Here is an 18,078-nt window from a genome sequence, read left to right as displayed (position 1 = left end):
ACTACGAATGATGGATAAAACCTTTGTCAAAACCATCCCTCTGTCTGAGGCTCAAAAAGATTACTATCTTCACGATTTGGTCTATCCAATGAGTCCCTATTATCAGGAGCAGTATTTGTTCCGATTTGAAGGTCGATTGGATGTATCGGTTACGCTCCGTGCTCTTTACGAGATCGTAAAACGCCACGAAATCTATCGTTCCATTTTTGTTTTGGAAGACGAGCCCATCCAGAAAGTATATAGCGAGCCCGTATTGGATTTTGAACATGTGTCTTCCGCTACTTGGGACGATGCGATGATTAGAGACTATTTTCATCAAGAGTTTAGCAAGCCTTTTACGTTGGAAGAAGGGCCGTTATTCAGTTGCAGATTGCTGGATTATAAAGGGAGCGGCAGTATTTTAAGCTTCAAGTTTCACCATATCTGCTTTGATGGGTGGAGTGTCTCGCTCACGCTCGATGAATTTACGATGATCTACCAGCAACTGATAACGGGCAATGATCACGAGTTGCAACCACAAATACACCAATACGCGGACTTTGTGGAGTGGGAACAGAAGTACATAGCCAGCCAAGAAGGCGAGGCTGCGAGAGTTTTTTGGAAAAGCAAATTGGGCGGAAATCTAGAGAGGTTTGAATTACCGGCAGATAAAAAGCGTCCGAGTACCCCTTCGTTTAAAGGCGGGATATCATTCTTCACGTTTACCCGCGAACTCCGGGATGAGTTGATTGCTTATCATAAACAGAACAAATATCCTACCGATGTCATTTATTTATCCCTTTTTAGTGCTTTTCTTTATCGGATAACTGGGCAAGACGACATCATTGTTGGCGTACCGAGATACGGCAGACCAAAAAGAGAGTTTCATACGATCATGGGACCGTGTATGGTGATGCTTCCTCTGCGAATCAAAATACCAAAGAACAGCTCGCTACGTGAGTTGGCAAAGCAGATTCATGAAGAGTTGTCTGTATGTTCACAGTATCAAAACTATCCCATTTCTTTGATTGCAGCTGAGTTGCAATATGAGCGCGATAAAAAATATGCGTCCTTTTTTTCAACGGCTTTCGTCCATCAAAAAGCGATTAAGCAAAATGCAGCCATTATGCTGGGTAATGCCCAAAATACGTTTGATAGCAACGGTCTTACCGTAAGCACCTATCCGATTGGAAAAAATGTATCCCAGTATGATTTGTGTTTGGTCGTTGAAAAGGATAACCATCATGATATCTTGGCAGGATTCGAGTACAATTCGGATATTTTGGATAAAGAAACCATTGCTAAATGGGTTGCCGACTTTGAACGCACCAGTCTTTCTCTTTTGAAAAATGACGGAGAAACCATCCTTGTATATGCAGGTCAGCCCAACGATTGGATAAGAAGTCTTGCCTATTTGCCTTCCCTCAAGATATTGCCAGAGGACGTCACTTCGGTCTCTACTGACTCTATGAAGTTCGAGCAAGAGACGTTTGAATTGTCATGCATGCAGGAGAATGGGATCGCTCAACTCGTTGAAGTTTGGGATACCTCTTCCTATGCGATATTCATGACTGCATTTCTCGTACTTTTGTATGCAGAAACCGAGAAGGAGGATTTGGCTTTGGCATTTCGTGCGGGGCGGGATGAGTGTGAGGACGCCCCAAGCGCCTTGCTTTTACGAGCGGATCTATCCGGCAATCCACTATTTGGCGATTTGGTTTTGCAAGTACAGAGCAAGTTAAAAGAAGCCCACTATCATCAAGCGTCCTTTCCTAAACCTCATGAGCCCCAACTCTTATTTGAAATGAATGAGAACGAATATCCCTCCACGATTGATTTTCAATTCCGCATCCTTGAAACTAACGATCACATAAATGGCACCATTACCTATCGTGCGAATGTATTCAAGAAGGAGACCGTGCAGCGGATTTGCACCCACTATGCATACTTGTTGGAAAGTGTGACAGCCGAGCCGCATCAAAGAATCCGCGAGATTGTCAGTCATCTAAACAGCCAATTCCTGACCAGTGATGATTTAGAACAATTATTTCTGTAGCGAAAGAGGTGGACTGGCTTGAAGCATTTAACAAAAGAGAACGTACTGGAAGTCATAGAGCTTTCCATGGTGCAAAAGGAATTATTACGCCCTGACAAGATGACAACCATGCGCTATCTCATCGAGCACCGTCTCGAACCGGAAAGCGTTCAGGAAACGTGGAAGGAATTAGTCAGCGAGACGCCGGTGATGCGAATGGTTTGCCGCCAGCTCAAAAATAAACATGTACAAGTCGTATTGAAGGAGCTACCCATTCCCATTGACTGGAACGATGTACGGGAATTATCACCTGAACAGCAAGAGCAAGTGTATCTCTCTACGCTTACATCCCATCAGGAGCCCATTGCGTATGAGGAGGGGCCATTAATCCGAGTATCGATTTTACAGATGGACACCAATCAAGCTGTCCTCATCTGGACCCATCATGCATTATGTATGGACGATGCCAGTCGCGAGCTTCTTGTAGCGGAATGGCTGAAACGGGTACGGGGTACTAAGCCATCTGTTGACCAGCGGGCCTCATTCAAAGAGTACGTTGCTTGGGAGTCAAGCCAAGATGGCTCCAAAGTCAAAAGCTTTTGGACAAATCAATTCCACGGCTATGAAAGCGAGAATGTGTTTTATCCAGTACAAGGGGTACAAAAGGAAGCAAGTCATTTGATCAGTTGCAACGCGGTACTTTCCGAAGCGTTAACCACGTCGATCAAAAGGATGGCATTCGAGCAGCGAGTATCCGTAGAGGCAATTTTTCAGGCTGCTTGGCTCCTCTTGGAGAATATGTACAGTGGCGAGGACAAGCTGGTCATTGGCGTTACCGTCTCTGGCAGACCCGAAGCATGGAAAGAGGCGAATACCATTATTGGGCCACTGGCTCACAGCTTACCTGTCTTCCTGAACGTGCATGCGAATCAAAAAGTGCGTGATGTGGTAAAGGAAGTCCAGAAAGGCTGGGAACAATTGCAGCAACATGAAAGGGCCACACTAGACATGATCCGTAGCTATGCAGGTGTACGCGAAACGGATTCGATATTTGGAACGACACTGACAATACGAAATGGTGTAGAAGATCACCAGGAATCTGCCATGCTTTATCGCGGCGGCCTCCAAACAGTGGAGATAGTCATAACGGTCGGGCAGTCCTTAAAGATTCAATTCTTCCATGAGAATGCGTCCTCCAAGAGCGATCTGGAACGGCTGCAATCCCATTACATCCATATGCTCGAGCAGATTTGCCAAGAGACAGACAGGAATATCAGCGATCTGAACATCGTGACGGATGAAGAACAAGGGATCATGACAGAGGTGATGGGTAATTTTGCGAAGTCGAATCGTAGCATGGAGCCATTTGCGCAGCAAGTGATAGAAGAGCAGGCGGGGCGCAATCCTGACGCTGTTGCTGCTATCGATTGGAAGCAATCCATCACCTACCGGGAATTGAATGAGGGTTCGAACCGCTTGGCGCACTGGCTGCGAAAACAAGGATTTGGACGAAATGATCTTGCCTGCCTATTTGCAGAGAGAAGCATCGATATGCTGATTGGCATTCTGGCTGTGCTGAAAGCAGGAGGGGCCTATGTGCCGCTGGATACAGCCCATCCCGATCAACGTCTTCTTACCATCCTTGCTAACAGCAAGGCGAAGGTCTTACTGACTGAGGAGAGTTTCCAAGCGCGGAGCATGACCTTGGCAGATAGATTGGAGCACAAGCCGGTCGTGTTTTGCCTGAACAAGGGGGACGGGTCAAGCGCAGACATCCCTTCTTTGCAAGCGGCGGATACATCGAATCCCGAGATCATCAATGCTCATGATGATTTGGCAAACGTCTTCTTTACCTCAGGCTCCACGGGTATGCCAAAAGGGGCAATGATCGAGCATAGTGGCATGCTGAATCATCTTTACGCCAAAATGGATGTCCTTGGATTGAATTCAGACAGCATCGTTGTGCAGAATGCTTCCCATTGCTTTGATATATCGGTGTGGCAGTTCCTCGCTCCTTTGATGGCAGGGGGAAAGCTTGTGATTTACGACAACGAGACGGCTACTGATCCGGATGCATTGCTCCAAGCCTTGAATCGAGATGGTGTCACCGTGATTCAGATGGTACCAGCGATGATAGAAGCATTGCACAATGCTGCCCTGACTCTCCCGCCGGAACAGCACGCTTTGCCTCAATTGCAATACATGATTTCTACGGGAGAAGGATTGCCAGTAACCCTATGCAAAAAGTGGCAAGACCTGTATCCCGATGTGATCGTAGTAAACACGTATGGAGCTACGGAGTGTTCCGATGATACGATGCACGAAATCATTGATCGTTCGTATGCCCATGATGATTATCCTTATGTGGCCCTAGGAAGCTCGATCGCCAATATGAAGCACTATGTACTGGACAAATGGATGCGCCCCGTTCCGGTTGGGTGTGTCGGGGAAATCTACATTTCTGGAACTGGCGTAGGGCGGGGGTATCTCCATGATGCTGAACGCACGGAGCTAGCCTTTTCAAAAAATCCATTTTTGCAGGGCAGAACGGAACGGTTGTATAAGACAGGCGATTTGGGACGTTTTTTGCCAAATGGGAGACTCCTATTTGTTACGCGTGCTGATTTTCAGGTAAAAGTACGCGGACATCGCATCGAGCTGGGCGAGATAGAAAACGCCCTTTTACGTCACACGCTGGTGAGACAGTGTGTAGCGGTTACGCGAGAAGATGAACATGGGCAGAATCGCATTGTTTGCTATGTGGTCATGCATGAGCAGCAGAGTGAACAGGAGCTGCAAACCTATCTCAGAACGATCTTGCCGGAGTATATGATTCCAGGGCGTATCGTCATCCTGGATGCGATGCCACTGAATCGCAACGGAAAAGTAGACAAAAAAGCATTGCCAGAGACAGACGTGATTCAAAAGAAGTCAGAAGCATTTGTCGCTCCGCGCAATGATCTGGAACGAAGCTTGGCAGCTATCTGGCGTACCGTGTTAAACATAGAAGACATCGGGATCGACGATGACTTTTTCCAGCTTGGCGGGCACTCTATGAAAACCATTCAGGTTCGTTTGCGCATGAAAAGAGAGATGGGCATAGAAGTTACCATCAAGGACTTATTCGAGCATCGAACCATTCGGGAGTTATCTTCCCTGTTTCATACTGAGGAAGCCCTATCCACAGGAGAGCGCTATATGCAACAGGATCGATTTACGATTCCCAAGGCAGATGGGCAAGCGTATTACCCGGTGTCACATGCCCAAAGGAGACTGTTTTTCATTCAGCAGCTAGAGCCTGAGAACACGGCTTATAACATGCCGACGATCTACCATATCACGGGATCGTTGAATGAGCGTATTTTGCATCAGGCCTTCGGGTTGTTGGTGAAAAGACATGAAGTGCTGCGAACAAAGTTCTTGTTAAAAGACGGGCGTCCCGTTCAACAGGTGCTGCCGGGCAATGACTTCACCTATGCATTTGTCGATCTTTCCAAGGAGTCCGAAGCGTCGAAGCAAGAAGCGATTGATCTGGTTATCCAAAAAGAGACGGAAACCAGCTTTGATTTTGACAGGGATACATTGTTTCGGGTGAAGCTATGCAAGGCTGCCGAAGAAAAATACGTGTTGTTAATGAACATGCATCACATGATCAGTGATCAATGGTCATGGGGGATCTTGATGAAGGATTTGGGCATCATCTACGAATCCTTGCATCAAGGGAGAGAGCCCGAATTGCCGGAATTGAGCATTCAGTATAAAGATTACGCAGTCTGGCAAAATCAATCGATTCAACATGGAGAGCTAGGAGAATCAGAAGCGTATTGGCTGAAGACATTTGAAAAAGAGATTCCCGTATTGGACTTGCCGACAGATTTTCAGCGCCAGCCTGTACAAACGTATTTTTCGGCACTGGAAACTTATCGGATTTCGGAAAAAACGTTTGGTCGAATGCGAGAGATTGCGCAGCAGCATGATGCCTCCATGTTTATGGTGATTTTATCAACGATAGGCATTTGGCTGTCCAAGCTGACCAATCAACAGGATATCATCATCGGTACCCCAGAGGCTGGCCGGAATCACATAGATATTGAACAGGTCATTGGATTTTTTATTAATACACTCCCTTTGAGACTGGAAGTCAATCAGGAGCATACCTTTATCGAGGCGTTGCATGTTTGGCGACAGCAAGCACTGGAGTCTTACATGCATCATGCGTATCCATTTGATAAATTAGTCGAAAAAATTAACCCGGAAAGAGATGTTAGCCGCAATCCTATTTTTTCTTTTATGTTCCAATATATCGAAAAAGTAGAAGAGGAAAATAAAATAAACGGTTTGGAAATGACAGCAGTTGAATCCTATAATTCCATGACGAATTTCGATTTATCGCTCGTATGCGTGGAACTAGAAAATGGAGCGGGTTTAACTGTCGAATATCGCACGGATTTATTTAAGCCAGAAACGGTGCAACGGATGCTCAGATATTTGGGCAACATCATCGAACAGGTAGCCAATCAACCAGATATTCATTTCAAGCATATCGAATTATTGTCCGTGGAAGAAAAACAGGCAATGATCTCTGCCTATAAGGAAGTTTCTTTTACCAATGGGGATGAGCATAAAACGATCATCGAATTATTCGAGGAACAAACGGAGAGAACACCGGATCGAATTGCTCTCGCTTTTGAAGAGCAAGAACTGTCTTATTCAGAACTGAATAAACGGGTCAATCAGCTGGCGCGGACATTGGTAGCTGAGGGCGTCTGTGCCAATCAATTGGTGGGGATCATCGCGGAACGGTCCATAGAGATGGTCGTTGGCGTATTGGCCATTTTGAAAGCGGGTGGAGCCTACGTCCCGATTGACCCTGATTACCCGGAAGAGCGGATACGATACATGCTGGAACATTCGGGAGCAGAAGTTTTGCTGCTGCATCAGTCGGTACGCCATAAAGTGAATGCTGACAAAAAAATGATCATGCTTGACGATGAAGAGTCCTATCATCAGGAGAATACGAATCTGGGGTTACCTGTTCAGCTTGATCAGCTTGCTTATGTGATTTATACATCAGGCACTACGGGAACGCCAAAGGGAGTCATGATTGAACACCGCCAGCTTCATTCGCTTGCACACGGATGGAAACAAGAATACAAGCTGGATGAATTCCCAGTCAGGAGTTTGCAATGGGCAAGTTTTTCTTTTGATGTGTTTACTGGTGATTATATGAGATGTCTGTTATACGGTGGGAAGCTGGTTATTTGCCCAAAAGATGCGAGAGTAGATTTGGAGCGCCTTTATCACCTGATGGAAAAGCATGAGATTAATTTGTTTGACTCGACTCCCGTCCTGGTGCTTCCTTTCATGGACTATGTCTACGAAAACGGACTCAACATAGACTTCATGAAAATATTGATTCTTGGCTCGGATCAATGCCCGTTACATGCTTTTCACAAGCTTGTCGATCGATACGGAAGCACAATGAGAATCTTAAACTGCTATGGAGTGACGGAGGCAACTATTGATTCCTCCTATTATGAAAGAGTTGACCAGCAGGATTACAAATTTTTGCCGATTGGCAAGCCTTTGCCAGGAGTGAAGATGTACATTTTGGACGCCAATCTTCATGTGCAGCCTGTAGGTGTCCCGGGAGAACTGTATATTGGAGGCTTGGGAGTAGGAAAAGGATATTTCAAGCAGCCAGATTTGACGAATGAAAAATTTGTTCCCAATCCATTTTGTACCGGCGAAAACATGTATAAGACAGGGGATATGGCTCGCTGGCTCCCAAGCGGAGATATTGAATTTTTAGGGCGATCGGATAATCAGGTGAAAATAAGTGGGAATCGAATCGAATTGGAAGAAATCGAAGCGGAATTACGAAGAATGGGCGATATTCGCGAGGCCATCGTTATTGCAAGAGCGGATGAATCTGGTCAAAAAAGGCTGATTGCATTCTATGTAGCGGCAGATTCGGTGGAATCGAACGTATTGAGAGAATTGTTGCGGAAGTCGTTACCGGCATTTATGGTCCCATCCCATTTTGTTCAGCTAGAGGAAATACCAGTAACGCCGAATGGAAAGATTGATCGAAAAGCGCTAGTGGATATCAACATCGTCTTGCAGAGTGAAAGGGAATACGTGGAGCCTAAAACGGACACCGAGAAGCTACTGGTAGCTGTGTGGCAAGACATTTTACATGAGAAAAAGATTGGGATTATGGATCATTTCTTTGAGCTCGGTGGCGATTCTATCAAATCGATTCAAGTCTCCTCGCAATTGGCAGCTTTGGGATACAAAATGGAAATTCGGGATCTTTTCAAATATCCAACGATTGCAGAACTGAGTACAAAACTGAAACCATTGAATCGAAAAATTGACCAGAAGGATATGGAAGGCGTTGTACCACTGACACCGATTCAACATTGGTTGATGCAAGAACACAGCCAGCATCTCCATCACTATAACCAATCCTTTGTGTTGTACCGCAAAGAGCGTTTTGACGAAGGGCTGGTTCGCAAAGTCATCGATAAGCTGGTACAACACCATGATGCTCTGCGAATGATTTTCCGCGAGACCACTACCGGCTATGAAGTTTACAATCGAGGCGTCAACACTAGCGGCATGTATAGTCTGGAGATTTGGGACTATCAAGACAAGAACGGGTCCGAGCTCGAACAAGCGATGGACTTGAAATGCAGTGAAATTCAATCAAGGCTTCACATTTTTGATGGCCCATTAATGAGGCTGGGGTTATTCCGATGCCCGGATGGCGATCACTTGCTGATTGCTATTCACCATTTAGTCGTAGACGGGGTATCATGGCGCATTTTAATCGACGATTTCAAAACAGCTTATGGGCAGCTCCTCCGTAACGAAGAGATGCGTTTGCCTTTAAAAAGTGATTCCTTCCAATTATGGGCGCAACAATTGAACGAGTATGCCAATAGCCAAAGACTCGAACAAGAGCGTGAATATTGGATCCGCATCGAGGAGAGGGATACGCTAACGTTGCCAACGGATTACGCTGAGCAAAAACCTCTTCGGAAAACAACCAGGACGAAAACGGTCATAATGAATCAGCAGCAAACCGAGGAATTGCTAAAACAAGCCAATCGTGCCTATCAGACGGAAATCGATGAGCTTTTGTTGGCTGCTATTGGAATGGCCTTCAAAAAATGGGCGAATATCGATTGCCTTGCTTTGAATATGGAAGGGCATGGTAGGGAATCGATTCTACCAGATCTGAACATGAACCGCACAGTAGGATGGTTCACGAGTGAATATCCAGTAATGGTTGACGTCGGGAACGAAATGAATCCGTCAGCTATCATTCCGAAAATCAAAAAAGAGGTACGGCGAATCCCACATAAAGGGATTCACTACGGTGTATTGAAATATTTGTCTGCAAAATCGCTAAACACCACCATGAATGTACAGCCTGAGGTCAGCTTTAATTATTTGGGACAATTTGATATGGATCGGAAGGACAAGGATGACGACATTCAATTGTCCACATGCTCAGGCGGAGAATCAATGAGTCTGGAGCAGTTCCGGGAATGCAAGATTGACATTGAGTGCGTGGTGTTGAATGGGAGCTTTCGCTTTATGATCGCTTACAGCGAGGCACAGTATAAAACGGATACCATCGAACGACTTACGGCATGCCTCCAGGATAGTCTAAGGGAGGTCATCCAGCACTGCATGATGAAATTGCGCAACAGTCCTGACCACGAAATCGCTGGAGAATATGTAGATTTCGAAGCAGTGATAGACGGATTTTTCGACTCTTCTATGATGAATGATCTTCCTGGTGCAATTGCGGTGGTAGTTCAGCACGGCCAAGTGAAAGTGAAGAAAGCTTACGGTTACGCCAATCTATCAGAGAAAGTGCCTATGAGTGCAGACGATACCGTAGTCAGGGTAGGATCGATTTCCAAGCTCGTAACAGTCGCTGCCATTATGAAGCTAGTGGAGCAAGGGCTGATTGGATGGAACGAGGATGTTGAGCAATACCTCGATATTGAAATACCGAGAAGAGTCGAGGGACCACTAACGGTAGAACATTTACTCAGCTACACAACAGGGTTTGACTCGCCGGACGCGGGAAATGATCAAAGCTATAATTTTGGCGGGCGTGACTCCCTAACGTTACGAGAGTATATTCACCGCTATATGCCAACCGTGGTATACAAACCTGGCGAACAATTTGGGAACGAGAATTTTGCCTTTATGCTGGCGGGTTACCTCGTGGAAAGAGTTACGGGCGTTTCCTTTGATCATTATGTAAGTGAGCATTTCTTTGCGCCTCTCGAAATGACAAATAGCAGTTTTCTACTACAACCAGAATTACAGGCAAAAATGGCCACAGGCTATGATCTGGGGTATCAGGCCGTGCAAAAGTACGATTTCAGCCCTGCGATCTCACCAGACGGCAGCATGCTTTCCACGGGGCACGATATTGGCACATTTATGCTGGCTCTGTTACGTGGAGGTGCTGATAGCAAAGAAAACATTTTAGAGGCAGATACGATAGAAAAAATGTTCTCCAGTAAATCAGTTCTTCATCCAAAAGGAACATATACAGGGTATGGATTTACAGCAAAATTCCACCCAGAATACGTACATGAGAATATTTTGGCGAAGGCAGGAGAGGTCATCGGCTTTCACTCATTTATGTGGTTCCTGCCAGAAAAACAAATGGGAGTCTTTGTTAGTACGAATAAAAGTCAATTCAACAAAATTGAATTTTTCGATTACTTCATGAAGCGCTATCGTCCTGCGGAAGCGATAGAGATAGGAGAATCAGCACCAAATCATATTCGTGTAAACGGGGGGCCACTATGAGCATGATCAAGACTAGTTCCATTAGTCGTTTTCCTAATACGAATGACGTAGGTATCGGTGTTTCTGTCGGTACTTTTGGGGAACTTCTGCAGGGGATTGTAGAGGAAAATAATCTGGATTTTCTGGTGACTCTGCCTATCAAAAATGCATCTTACGCTACTTTTTATTCGATTCCAAGCTTACAGGAGATCGTCATCGTGCCAAGCTCCAAGCAAAAATCAAAAAGGTTGGTCGAAAAAATCATTCAACACTATGGATTGCCAGCGGGTGGAATTTTAGAGATCAACTCCGAACTTCCGGTTGGAAAAGGCTTGGCAAGCTCATCAGCAGATTTGGTGGCTGCCTCCCGAGCGGTTGGGGATTGTTTTCATATAAACATTGAGCCTTCACTACTAGAGTGGTTTTTGTCGAGTATTGAGCCGACGGATGGCGTGATGTATGAAGGTTCCGTTTCTTACTACCATAAAGAAGTCAGATTGCGAGAATACATCGGGGAACTCCCGGCATTATGCATTGTAAGTATTGATGAGGGAGGAACCATCGATACTGTTGAGTTCAATAAGCGAACAAAGCCCTATACCCACGAAGAAAAGATGGAGTACAGCGTGTTGCTGCAAAAAATTACGAAAGCGATCAGAGAAAGAGATGTCCACACGATAGGTGCCGTGTCGTCCAGAAGTGCGATCTTGAATCAAAAAATTCTGCCTAAGAAGCTATTGCCGGAAGTCATGGAGATTAACGAGAAAATTGGTGGGTTAGGTACGGTTGTGGCACACAGCGGGACCAGCCTCGGTATTTTATTGTTGAAAGAAGAACCTGACTTCTATCAAAAGCTCGAACTAGGGTATAGATGGTTAAGCGAATTAAATAAAGAAGTGCAGGTGTACCACACGTAGCGTTCGTATTGGGAGTGGATGATCGAGATGGAACAGCCAGTAAGCGTTAATGAAAAGGTATCTTTTCGGGCGTTGCTGAGCTTGAAAAGTTATCGCTATTTAATCTTTTCGCAATTTGTCTCGAATATGGGAGATGGAGTGTATCGATTAGCGCTTATTTGGCTAATGAAGGTTTTGACGGAAAGTCCTTTGTTAATGTCGATTTTATTGGCAGCGGAGACCATTCCATTGATCATATTCGGATTGTTCGCAGGCGTTATTGTTGACCGAGGAAATAAAAAGAGGATCATGGTCGTTTCGCATTTATTGAGAGCCGCGCTCATTTTGTGCATCGTCCTGTTGTTTTTGTTTAATCGGCTACATCCTGCTGCACTGATTATCATTGCCGTTCTGCTGACCACCGTCAGTGCCTTCTTCAGGCCTGCACTGACGGTAGCGATACGGACACTGGTTCCCGAACACCATATGACGCAGGCCCAAAGCTTATCGCAGATGATTCAAACGATTGTCAGTTTGGCGGCTCCGGCATTGGCAGCGGGGTTGATCGCGTTTGGAATGGAATATGCTTTTATTTTGAATGCCGCCACCTATTTATTGGGTGCTCTGATTGTTTTATGGATTAACGAGAAAGAGCTTGTCATTTCTACTGTCAGTGAGTTTACAGCCAAGATGATCATGACGGATTTGAAGGATGGAATCCATGCGATTACGAAGCATGACTTTCTGCGAAACTGCATGATTTATTTTACCATCCTCAATTTTTTGACGGCTCCAGAAACGATCCTGCTGCCACTGATCGTTTCCAATGTTACCGAATTGGCCCTGCTCGAGATCAGCTTTTTTATCGGGATTTTGCTTGGGTCCCTCTGTATTAATTATTTGAATCGATACGATGCGATTATTTACATTTGCTGCGGCATTAGTCTGTTCAGCATCGGAATCGGGATGTTTGCGTTTGGCATTCCGCTTGTTTGGCAAGTCATTTGTGTATTTGTGAATGGAATAGGCTCCGCATTTGTGAATATCAAAATGGGTACGCTGATCACCTTGATGGTGCCCAAAGAAGTCTTGGGAAGAGCATCGAGCTTGATTAGTGTAATGGTTCTGTGCGCTATGCCTGTTTCGGTCTTCCTGGTAGGTCTGACTACTGGTCTTGTTTCCATATTTACGATCTTTGGAATCATTGGCGGAGCGGGACTTCTCATTGTGGTTCTCATGCTGATGAATCCACACTTGAGAATGAAAAAAGAACAAAGCTACGAATATGTGGAACAAAAATCAGGAGGCATCTCTCTTTAGGGCAGCTCTTGATTGGATCGTTACTCAGTCGGAAGCGAGGTGTACTTTTTGCATGAGTATAAAATTAACGGGCCGTATAGCTTCGACACCAAGCCGCCTCTTGCATGATGAAGTATTGGAGCCACAGTTCAAATATGAAGTCGATCATTTGCTGCCTGGGTATATTCAGATTGAATTCGCCATGCTGTTGGAATATGTCAGGATGGGCTTGATTACACGACAAGACGCTTTGAATATCGCGCAGGCACTTCAGACCGCTACACCAGAAACAATCTCTCCTGACCCCGGGCAGAACATGTCTGATATCTCTTTTGCCCTCGAGCGCTATATCGAAGGTTTGCTCCCGAGACCGGTACCGTGCTGGCATATGGATCGCAGCCGCAATGATGTTCAAGCGTGCGCCCAGGTGATGTTTGGTCGTACGCAATGGCTAGAGATAATAGAAGAATTGGGACAGCTTATTCAATCGATGCATACACTGGCTGTTCAATATCGTTCGGTTCCCATGCCGGGATATACACACTACCAATCCGCACAATTAATTACCCCCGGATTCTATCTTTCCTCTATGAACAGTGAATTTTTGCAAGCCATGAATCGATGGATACAAATCTATGACGAAATCAATCAGTGCCCGCTTGGGGCAGGGGCCATGGCAGGAGTGGAACTGCCGTGGGACCGTCAACGGTTGTCCAAGCTCCTCGGGTTTCGACAGCCTCGGATGAGTGCGTTGTCGGCGGTTGCGTCTCGGGAGTGGGTCTTGAGGATGGCAGGAGAGCTGTCGACCTTCTCCGTATTGATCTCCCGGTTTACAACAGATTTGATTCAATGGGGCAGCAGCGAAATGAACTTCCTCCAATTGCCGGATGAGCTATCCGGAATATCTTCTGCCATGCCACAGAAAAGAAATTTCCCGATCCTGGAGCGTATCCGGGGAAAGAGTGCGCATCTAACCGGATTTTATATGGATATGGTGCTCGGTCAGCGCAATACAGCCTTCACGAATTTGGTAGAGACGTCCAAAGAGGCGGGTACTCATCTTCTGACGTTGTTTCAACAAACCAAAACGCTCTTGCGCCTGTTAAAGGCGGTGATCGATCATTTGCAATTCAATGAGGATCGTTTGCTCCATATATGTAAACGGGACTTCTTTGGAGGATTTACTCTTGCGAATTTGCTGACGCTGGAGCATGGGATTCCGTATCGCACAGCACAGGTAATCGCAGGCAGATACATCGTTCGCGCGCTGGAACACGGTGTATCGCCGGAGCCGGGAGATCCACGGCTACTCGATGAAGCTTGCGCGGAAGCAGGCTTTCAAGTACCGGATACGGCCGCACTCCTCGCTGCTTCCTTCGATGTGCAGGGCGGCTTGTACGCGAAGAAATCAGCGGGCTCCACGAACCCTGAGGAAGTACAGCAGATGCTGACAGCGCAGAGGGAGCATGCAGAGGAGCTGCAACGGGAATGGCAAGATCGACAAGGGCAATTGCAGACGATCGAAGAAAGGCGGGAGAGGGTAATGAAGAGGCTTCTTTCTGGCAAGCAAGGGAAGGATGTGAGCGTAGATGCGGTATGAACAGTTGGCAGATACGATCGGGGATACCCCTCTGGTCAAGCTGAGACTTGATGAAAGGGCAGTGGGCTCCGTATTTGCAAAGCTCGAATTAATGAATCCGTTCGGTATGAAGGATCGTGTAGCCAAGCAGTCGATCCTGGCAGCGATACAGTCGGGAGAACTTCAGGAGGGCATGCCGATTATCGAGAGCTCGTCAGGAACGTTGGCTTGCGGCTTGGCCTTGGTTGGGCGTCAGTTGGGGCATGACGTACACATCGTGACTGATCCGAGAATTGACCCGATTACCTATGCCAAGTTGACCTCGCTTGGCTGCCATGTTCACGTCGTTTCGCAGATGGGAAAACAAGGGTGGCAAAGCGCCAGACTGGAGCGACTCCAAGAATTAATGAGCGAGTATCCAGGAGCGTTCTGGCCTCGACAATACGATAATCCGGAAAATCCGCGTGCCTATGCTGCGCTGGCATCCGAGTTGATGCAAGACCTCGATCGAATTGACGTGCTTGTTGGAGCAGTCGGCAGTGGAGGCTCCTTGTCCGGGACCGCCAGAGAATTGAAGCGTCATTATAAGGAGCTGCGCGTCGTGGCGGTCGATGCAGCAGGGAGTGTGATATTCGGACAGCCCGATCAGCCGACGCGTCTACAAGGTGGCTTGGGAAACAGCTTAATCGCCGAGAATGTAGACTTTTCCATGATCGATGAAGTGCATTGGTTGAACGATGCTGAGGCATTTGCGGCTACGTTGCAGTTGGCGCGTACTGAGCATATTTTTGCTGGTAACAGCTCGGGTTCCGTGTACGCCGTAGCCAACTGGTTAGCGAGCCAGGTCGGGAGTGAGTGTAATATCGTCGCCATATTGCCGGATCGAGGGGATCGTTATGTCGATACGATCTATAGCCACTCCTACCGAGAGAGCAAGGGTCTAATGCAGGAGAACCTGCGAGACACGCCGCAATGTGTGGAACCAAAGACAGTCGTGACTAGCTGGTCCTATTCTAAATTGATGGGGATGTATCCGAATGAACAAACATTTTCTGTTCGTTGAAGCGAATACGACGGGGACAGGTATGCTCGCTATGAAAAAGGCGCGGGAATTGGGGTTTACGCCCGTATTTTTCACAGAGAAGCCTGAACGTTACCACGGTTTGAATGAGTTGGAATGTCACATAGTCGTGACAGACACGAATTCCCAGGCAGAGCTGACTGACAGTGTAGCACAAGTGAGTAAGGAAGGCAGAGAGATAGCCGGAATCATGTCGACAAGCGACTATTACCTCGAGTCGGTTGCCAAGCTGGCCCGGAAATTCGGTTGGATAAGCAATTCGCTGGAGGCAATTGAGGCCTGCCGCAATAAAGCGATATTTCGTGAGAGGCTTCAGGGTCAGCAAGTGTCGCAGCCGACATTTTTAGCAATAAGCTCTATGGAGGCATTGATGGAAGCGCGCTCTTTCATTTCTCTGCCCTGCGTGGTGAAGCCCGCTGACGATAGCGGGTCCAATAACGTGCGGCTGTGCTTTAGCTGGGATGAAGTGGAGCATATGGCAGCGGAAATCCTTGCAATCAAGTACAATGCGCGCGGCCAGGAAACAGCTCGGACAGTTCTTCTCGAGCAGTATGTCGAGGGCCCTGAATTTAGTGTGGAGACGTTCTCGTGGCAAGGGCAATGCTTTGTCATCGGCATTACCCAGAAACAGTTAACGGGATATCCATTTTTCGTGGAAGCAGGGCATATTTTCCCCGCACCGCTGTCCGTAGAAGAGAAGCAAGAGATCGAGCGAACGGTGGAAAGGGCATTAGCAGCGGTGAACTACCAGTTCGGTGCTGCCCATACGGAAGTGAAGTGGACATCAGCAGGTTGTGTTGTCATCGAAGTCAACGCAAGGCTTGCCGGAGGAATGATTCCAGAGCTGGTTCGCCGCTCTACGGGGATTGATTTGCTTTTGCAACAGATTCGGTGCGCGGCTGGACTTACGCCAGAATTGTCTCAAACCATCGAAGAGAAACGCTATGCAGGCATCCATTTTCTCGTGTCTGAGAGTCAGGGAACATTTAGCGGGATATATGGAATGGATACCGTTTGCAACCTGCCGGGGATTGCTGAGGTAGCGATTCATGCAAAAATCGGACAAAACGTCCAGCCTCCGCAAAATTTCTCGCATCGTCTCGGCTATGTCATCGTGGAAGGCAAGCAATACAGCGAGACGGCTGAGCTGATCCAGCAGGTGAAAGACGGCCTGAGAGTACAAGTAGGTCAGCAATTGGAGAGTGGGGTATGAAACCGTTGATAGAATTGAGAAGCGATACATTCACTTTGCCGACAAGTCAGATGATGGATGCTATTCAAGAGGCGGTACTCGGTGACGATGTGTATGGGGAAGATCCTACGGTTCGCCAATTGGAGCAAGAAGCGGCGAGGAAGCTGGGCAAAGAGGCAGCCATTCTCATGCCGAGTGGAACGATGGCCAATCTGGCATCCTTAATGGCGCATTGTCCTCGCGGTTCCAAAGTCATTGTAGGCAATGAGACGGACATTTACATCTATGAAGCGGGTGGCGCGGCTGTGTGTGGTGGCATTATGTACGAGCCGATTCCGACGCAGCCAGATGGAAGGTTGGACATCGCTGATATGGAGCGGGTATTTCCGTTGGAGCCAGAAGATCCACAATTCGCATTGCCTTCCCTGATCTGCCTGGAAAACCCGCATAACCGGATGGGGGGACGTGTCCTGCCGCTGTCTTATTTGGAAGAGGTTCGCGCATTTGCAAACGAAAAGGCTGTACCTGTTCATATGGACGGTGCACGCTTGTTCAATGCGGCTGTTGCTCTTGACGTGGATGCAGCTGAGATTGCGCGTTATGCAGATTCCGTGCAAATATGTCTGTCGAAAGGATTGTCAGCACCAATTGGTTCCCTTGTCGTCGGAACAGAAGACTTTATTCAGAAAGTGTATCGTCTGCGCAAAATGCTTGGTGGCGGTATGCGTCAGGCAGGGATTATTGCAGCGCCAGGCCTGGTTGCCTTGCAGCGAATGACGGATCAATTGGCAGTCGATCACGCTAACGCCCTACGCTTGGCACGTGGTCTGGCAGAGATTCCAGGAATCGTGACTCATGTGGAAGATGTAGAGACCAATATTGTGTTCTTCCGGATTGAACACCCAGTCCATACGTGGCAGACCTTCATAGAAGCAGCGCAAGCACATGGGCTGCGCGTAGCTGAGCTCGGTCACGGCAGAATTCGAGCGGTTACTCATTCTGGTATTGAGACAGCAGATATCGACAAGGCGCTAGTCATTGTACGTGAACTGTTGCAGTTCCAAACGGTGTAGAGCAGATAGGTTCGCTCCCCCTTTATTTGAAGGGGGATTTATTATTAAGGTTTATAAAAGAATATAAAATCATCTGATTTTTTCAAATCTTTTAAAGGGAAAATATTTTCAAATAACA

At 46.9% G+C, this 18,078-nt stretch carries 8 protein-coding genes; all 8 read left to right on the top strand.

From position 1 onward, the window contains the following. Positions 1–7 precede the first annotated feature (7 nt). From HPY31_RS20785 to ltaE, 8 genes are read left to right on the top strand one after another with little or no spacing between them, the layout of a single operon-like run. On the top strand, positions 8–2,035 hold the full coding sequence (locus tag HPY31_RS20785) for a condensation domain-containing protein (protein ID WP_172142287.1): 2,028 nt from the start codon (positions 8–10) through the stop codon (positions 2,033–2,035). 18 nt (positions 2,036–2,053) lie between these two features. Continuing rightward, entirely contained in the window at positions 2,054–10,861 is an 8,808-nt protein-coding gene (locus tag HPY31_RS20780) for a non-ribosomal peptide synthetase (RefSeq protein WP_172142286.1), read from the top strand. Then, the gene (locus tag HPY31_RS20775; protein WP_172142285.1) at positions 10,858–11,757 is read left to right on the top strand and encodes a GHMP family kinase ATP-binding protein; all 900 of its coding nucleotides are present in this window, start codon (positions 10,858–10,860) and stop codon (positions 11,755–11,757) included. The genes HPY31_RS20780 and HPY31_RS20775 overlap by 4 nt, the downstream gene beginning before the upstream one ends. A gap of 27 nt (positions 11,758–11,784) precedes the next feature. After that, a complete protein-coding gene (locus HPY31_RS20770; RefSeq protein WP_172142284.1) occupies positions 11,785–13,056 on the top strand; it encodes an MFS transporter in 1,272 nt (423 codons plus the stop codon). Between the two features lie 52 nt (positions 13,057–13,108). After that, positions 13,109–14,635, top strand: a complete 1,527-nt coding sequence (locus HPY31_RS20765) for an argininosuccinate lyase (RefSeq protein WP_172142283.1) — start codon at positions 13,109–13,111, stop codon at positions 14,633–14,635. Then, positions 14,625–15,677 carry a PLP-dependent cysteine synthase family protein gene (locus tag HPY31_RS20760; protein ID WP_172142282.1) on the top strand — a complete coding sequence of 351 codons (1,053 nt, stop codon included), beginning with the start codon at positions 14,625–14,627 and terminating at the stop codon, positions 15,675–15,677. The genes HPY31_RS20765 and HPY31_RS20760 overlap by 11 nt, the downstream gene beginning before the upstream one ends. Further along, positions 15,652–16,908: an ATP-grasp domain-containing protein gene (locus tag HPY31_RS20755; protein ID WP_172142281.1), complete on the top strand. Its 1,257-nt coding sequence runs from the start codon at positions 15,652–15,654 to the stop codon at positions 16,906–16,908. Before HPY31_RS20760 ends, HPY31_RS20755 begins: the two co-directional genes overlap by 26 nt. Then, the gene (gene ltaE, locus HPY31_RS20750; protein WP_172142280.1) at positions 16,905–17,960 is read left to right on the top strand and encodes a low-specificity L-threonine aldolase; all 1,056 of its coding nucleotides are present in this window, start codon (positions 16,905–16,907) and stop codon (positions 17,958–17,960) included. Before HPY31_RS20755 ends, ltaE begins: the two co-directional genes overlap by 4 nt. Positions 17,961–18,078 lie beyond the last annotated feature (118 nt).

The sequence above is a fragment of the Brevibacillus sp. HB1.3 genome, assembly GCF_013186635.1.
In the GTDB taxonomy this organism is placed as follows: domain Bacteria; phylum Bacillota; class Bacilli; order Brevibacillales; family Brevibacillaceae; genus Brevibacillus; species Brevibacillus brevis_D.
This window is presented reverse-complemented; position numbering and strand designations above follow the sequence as displayed.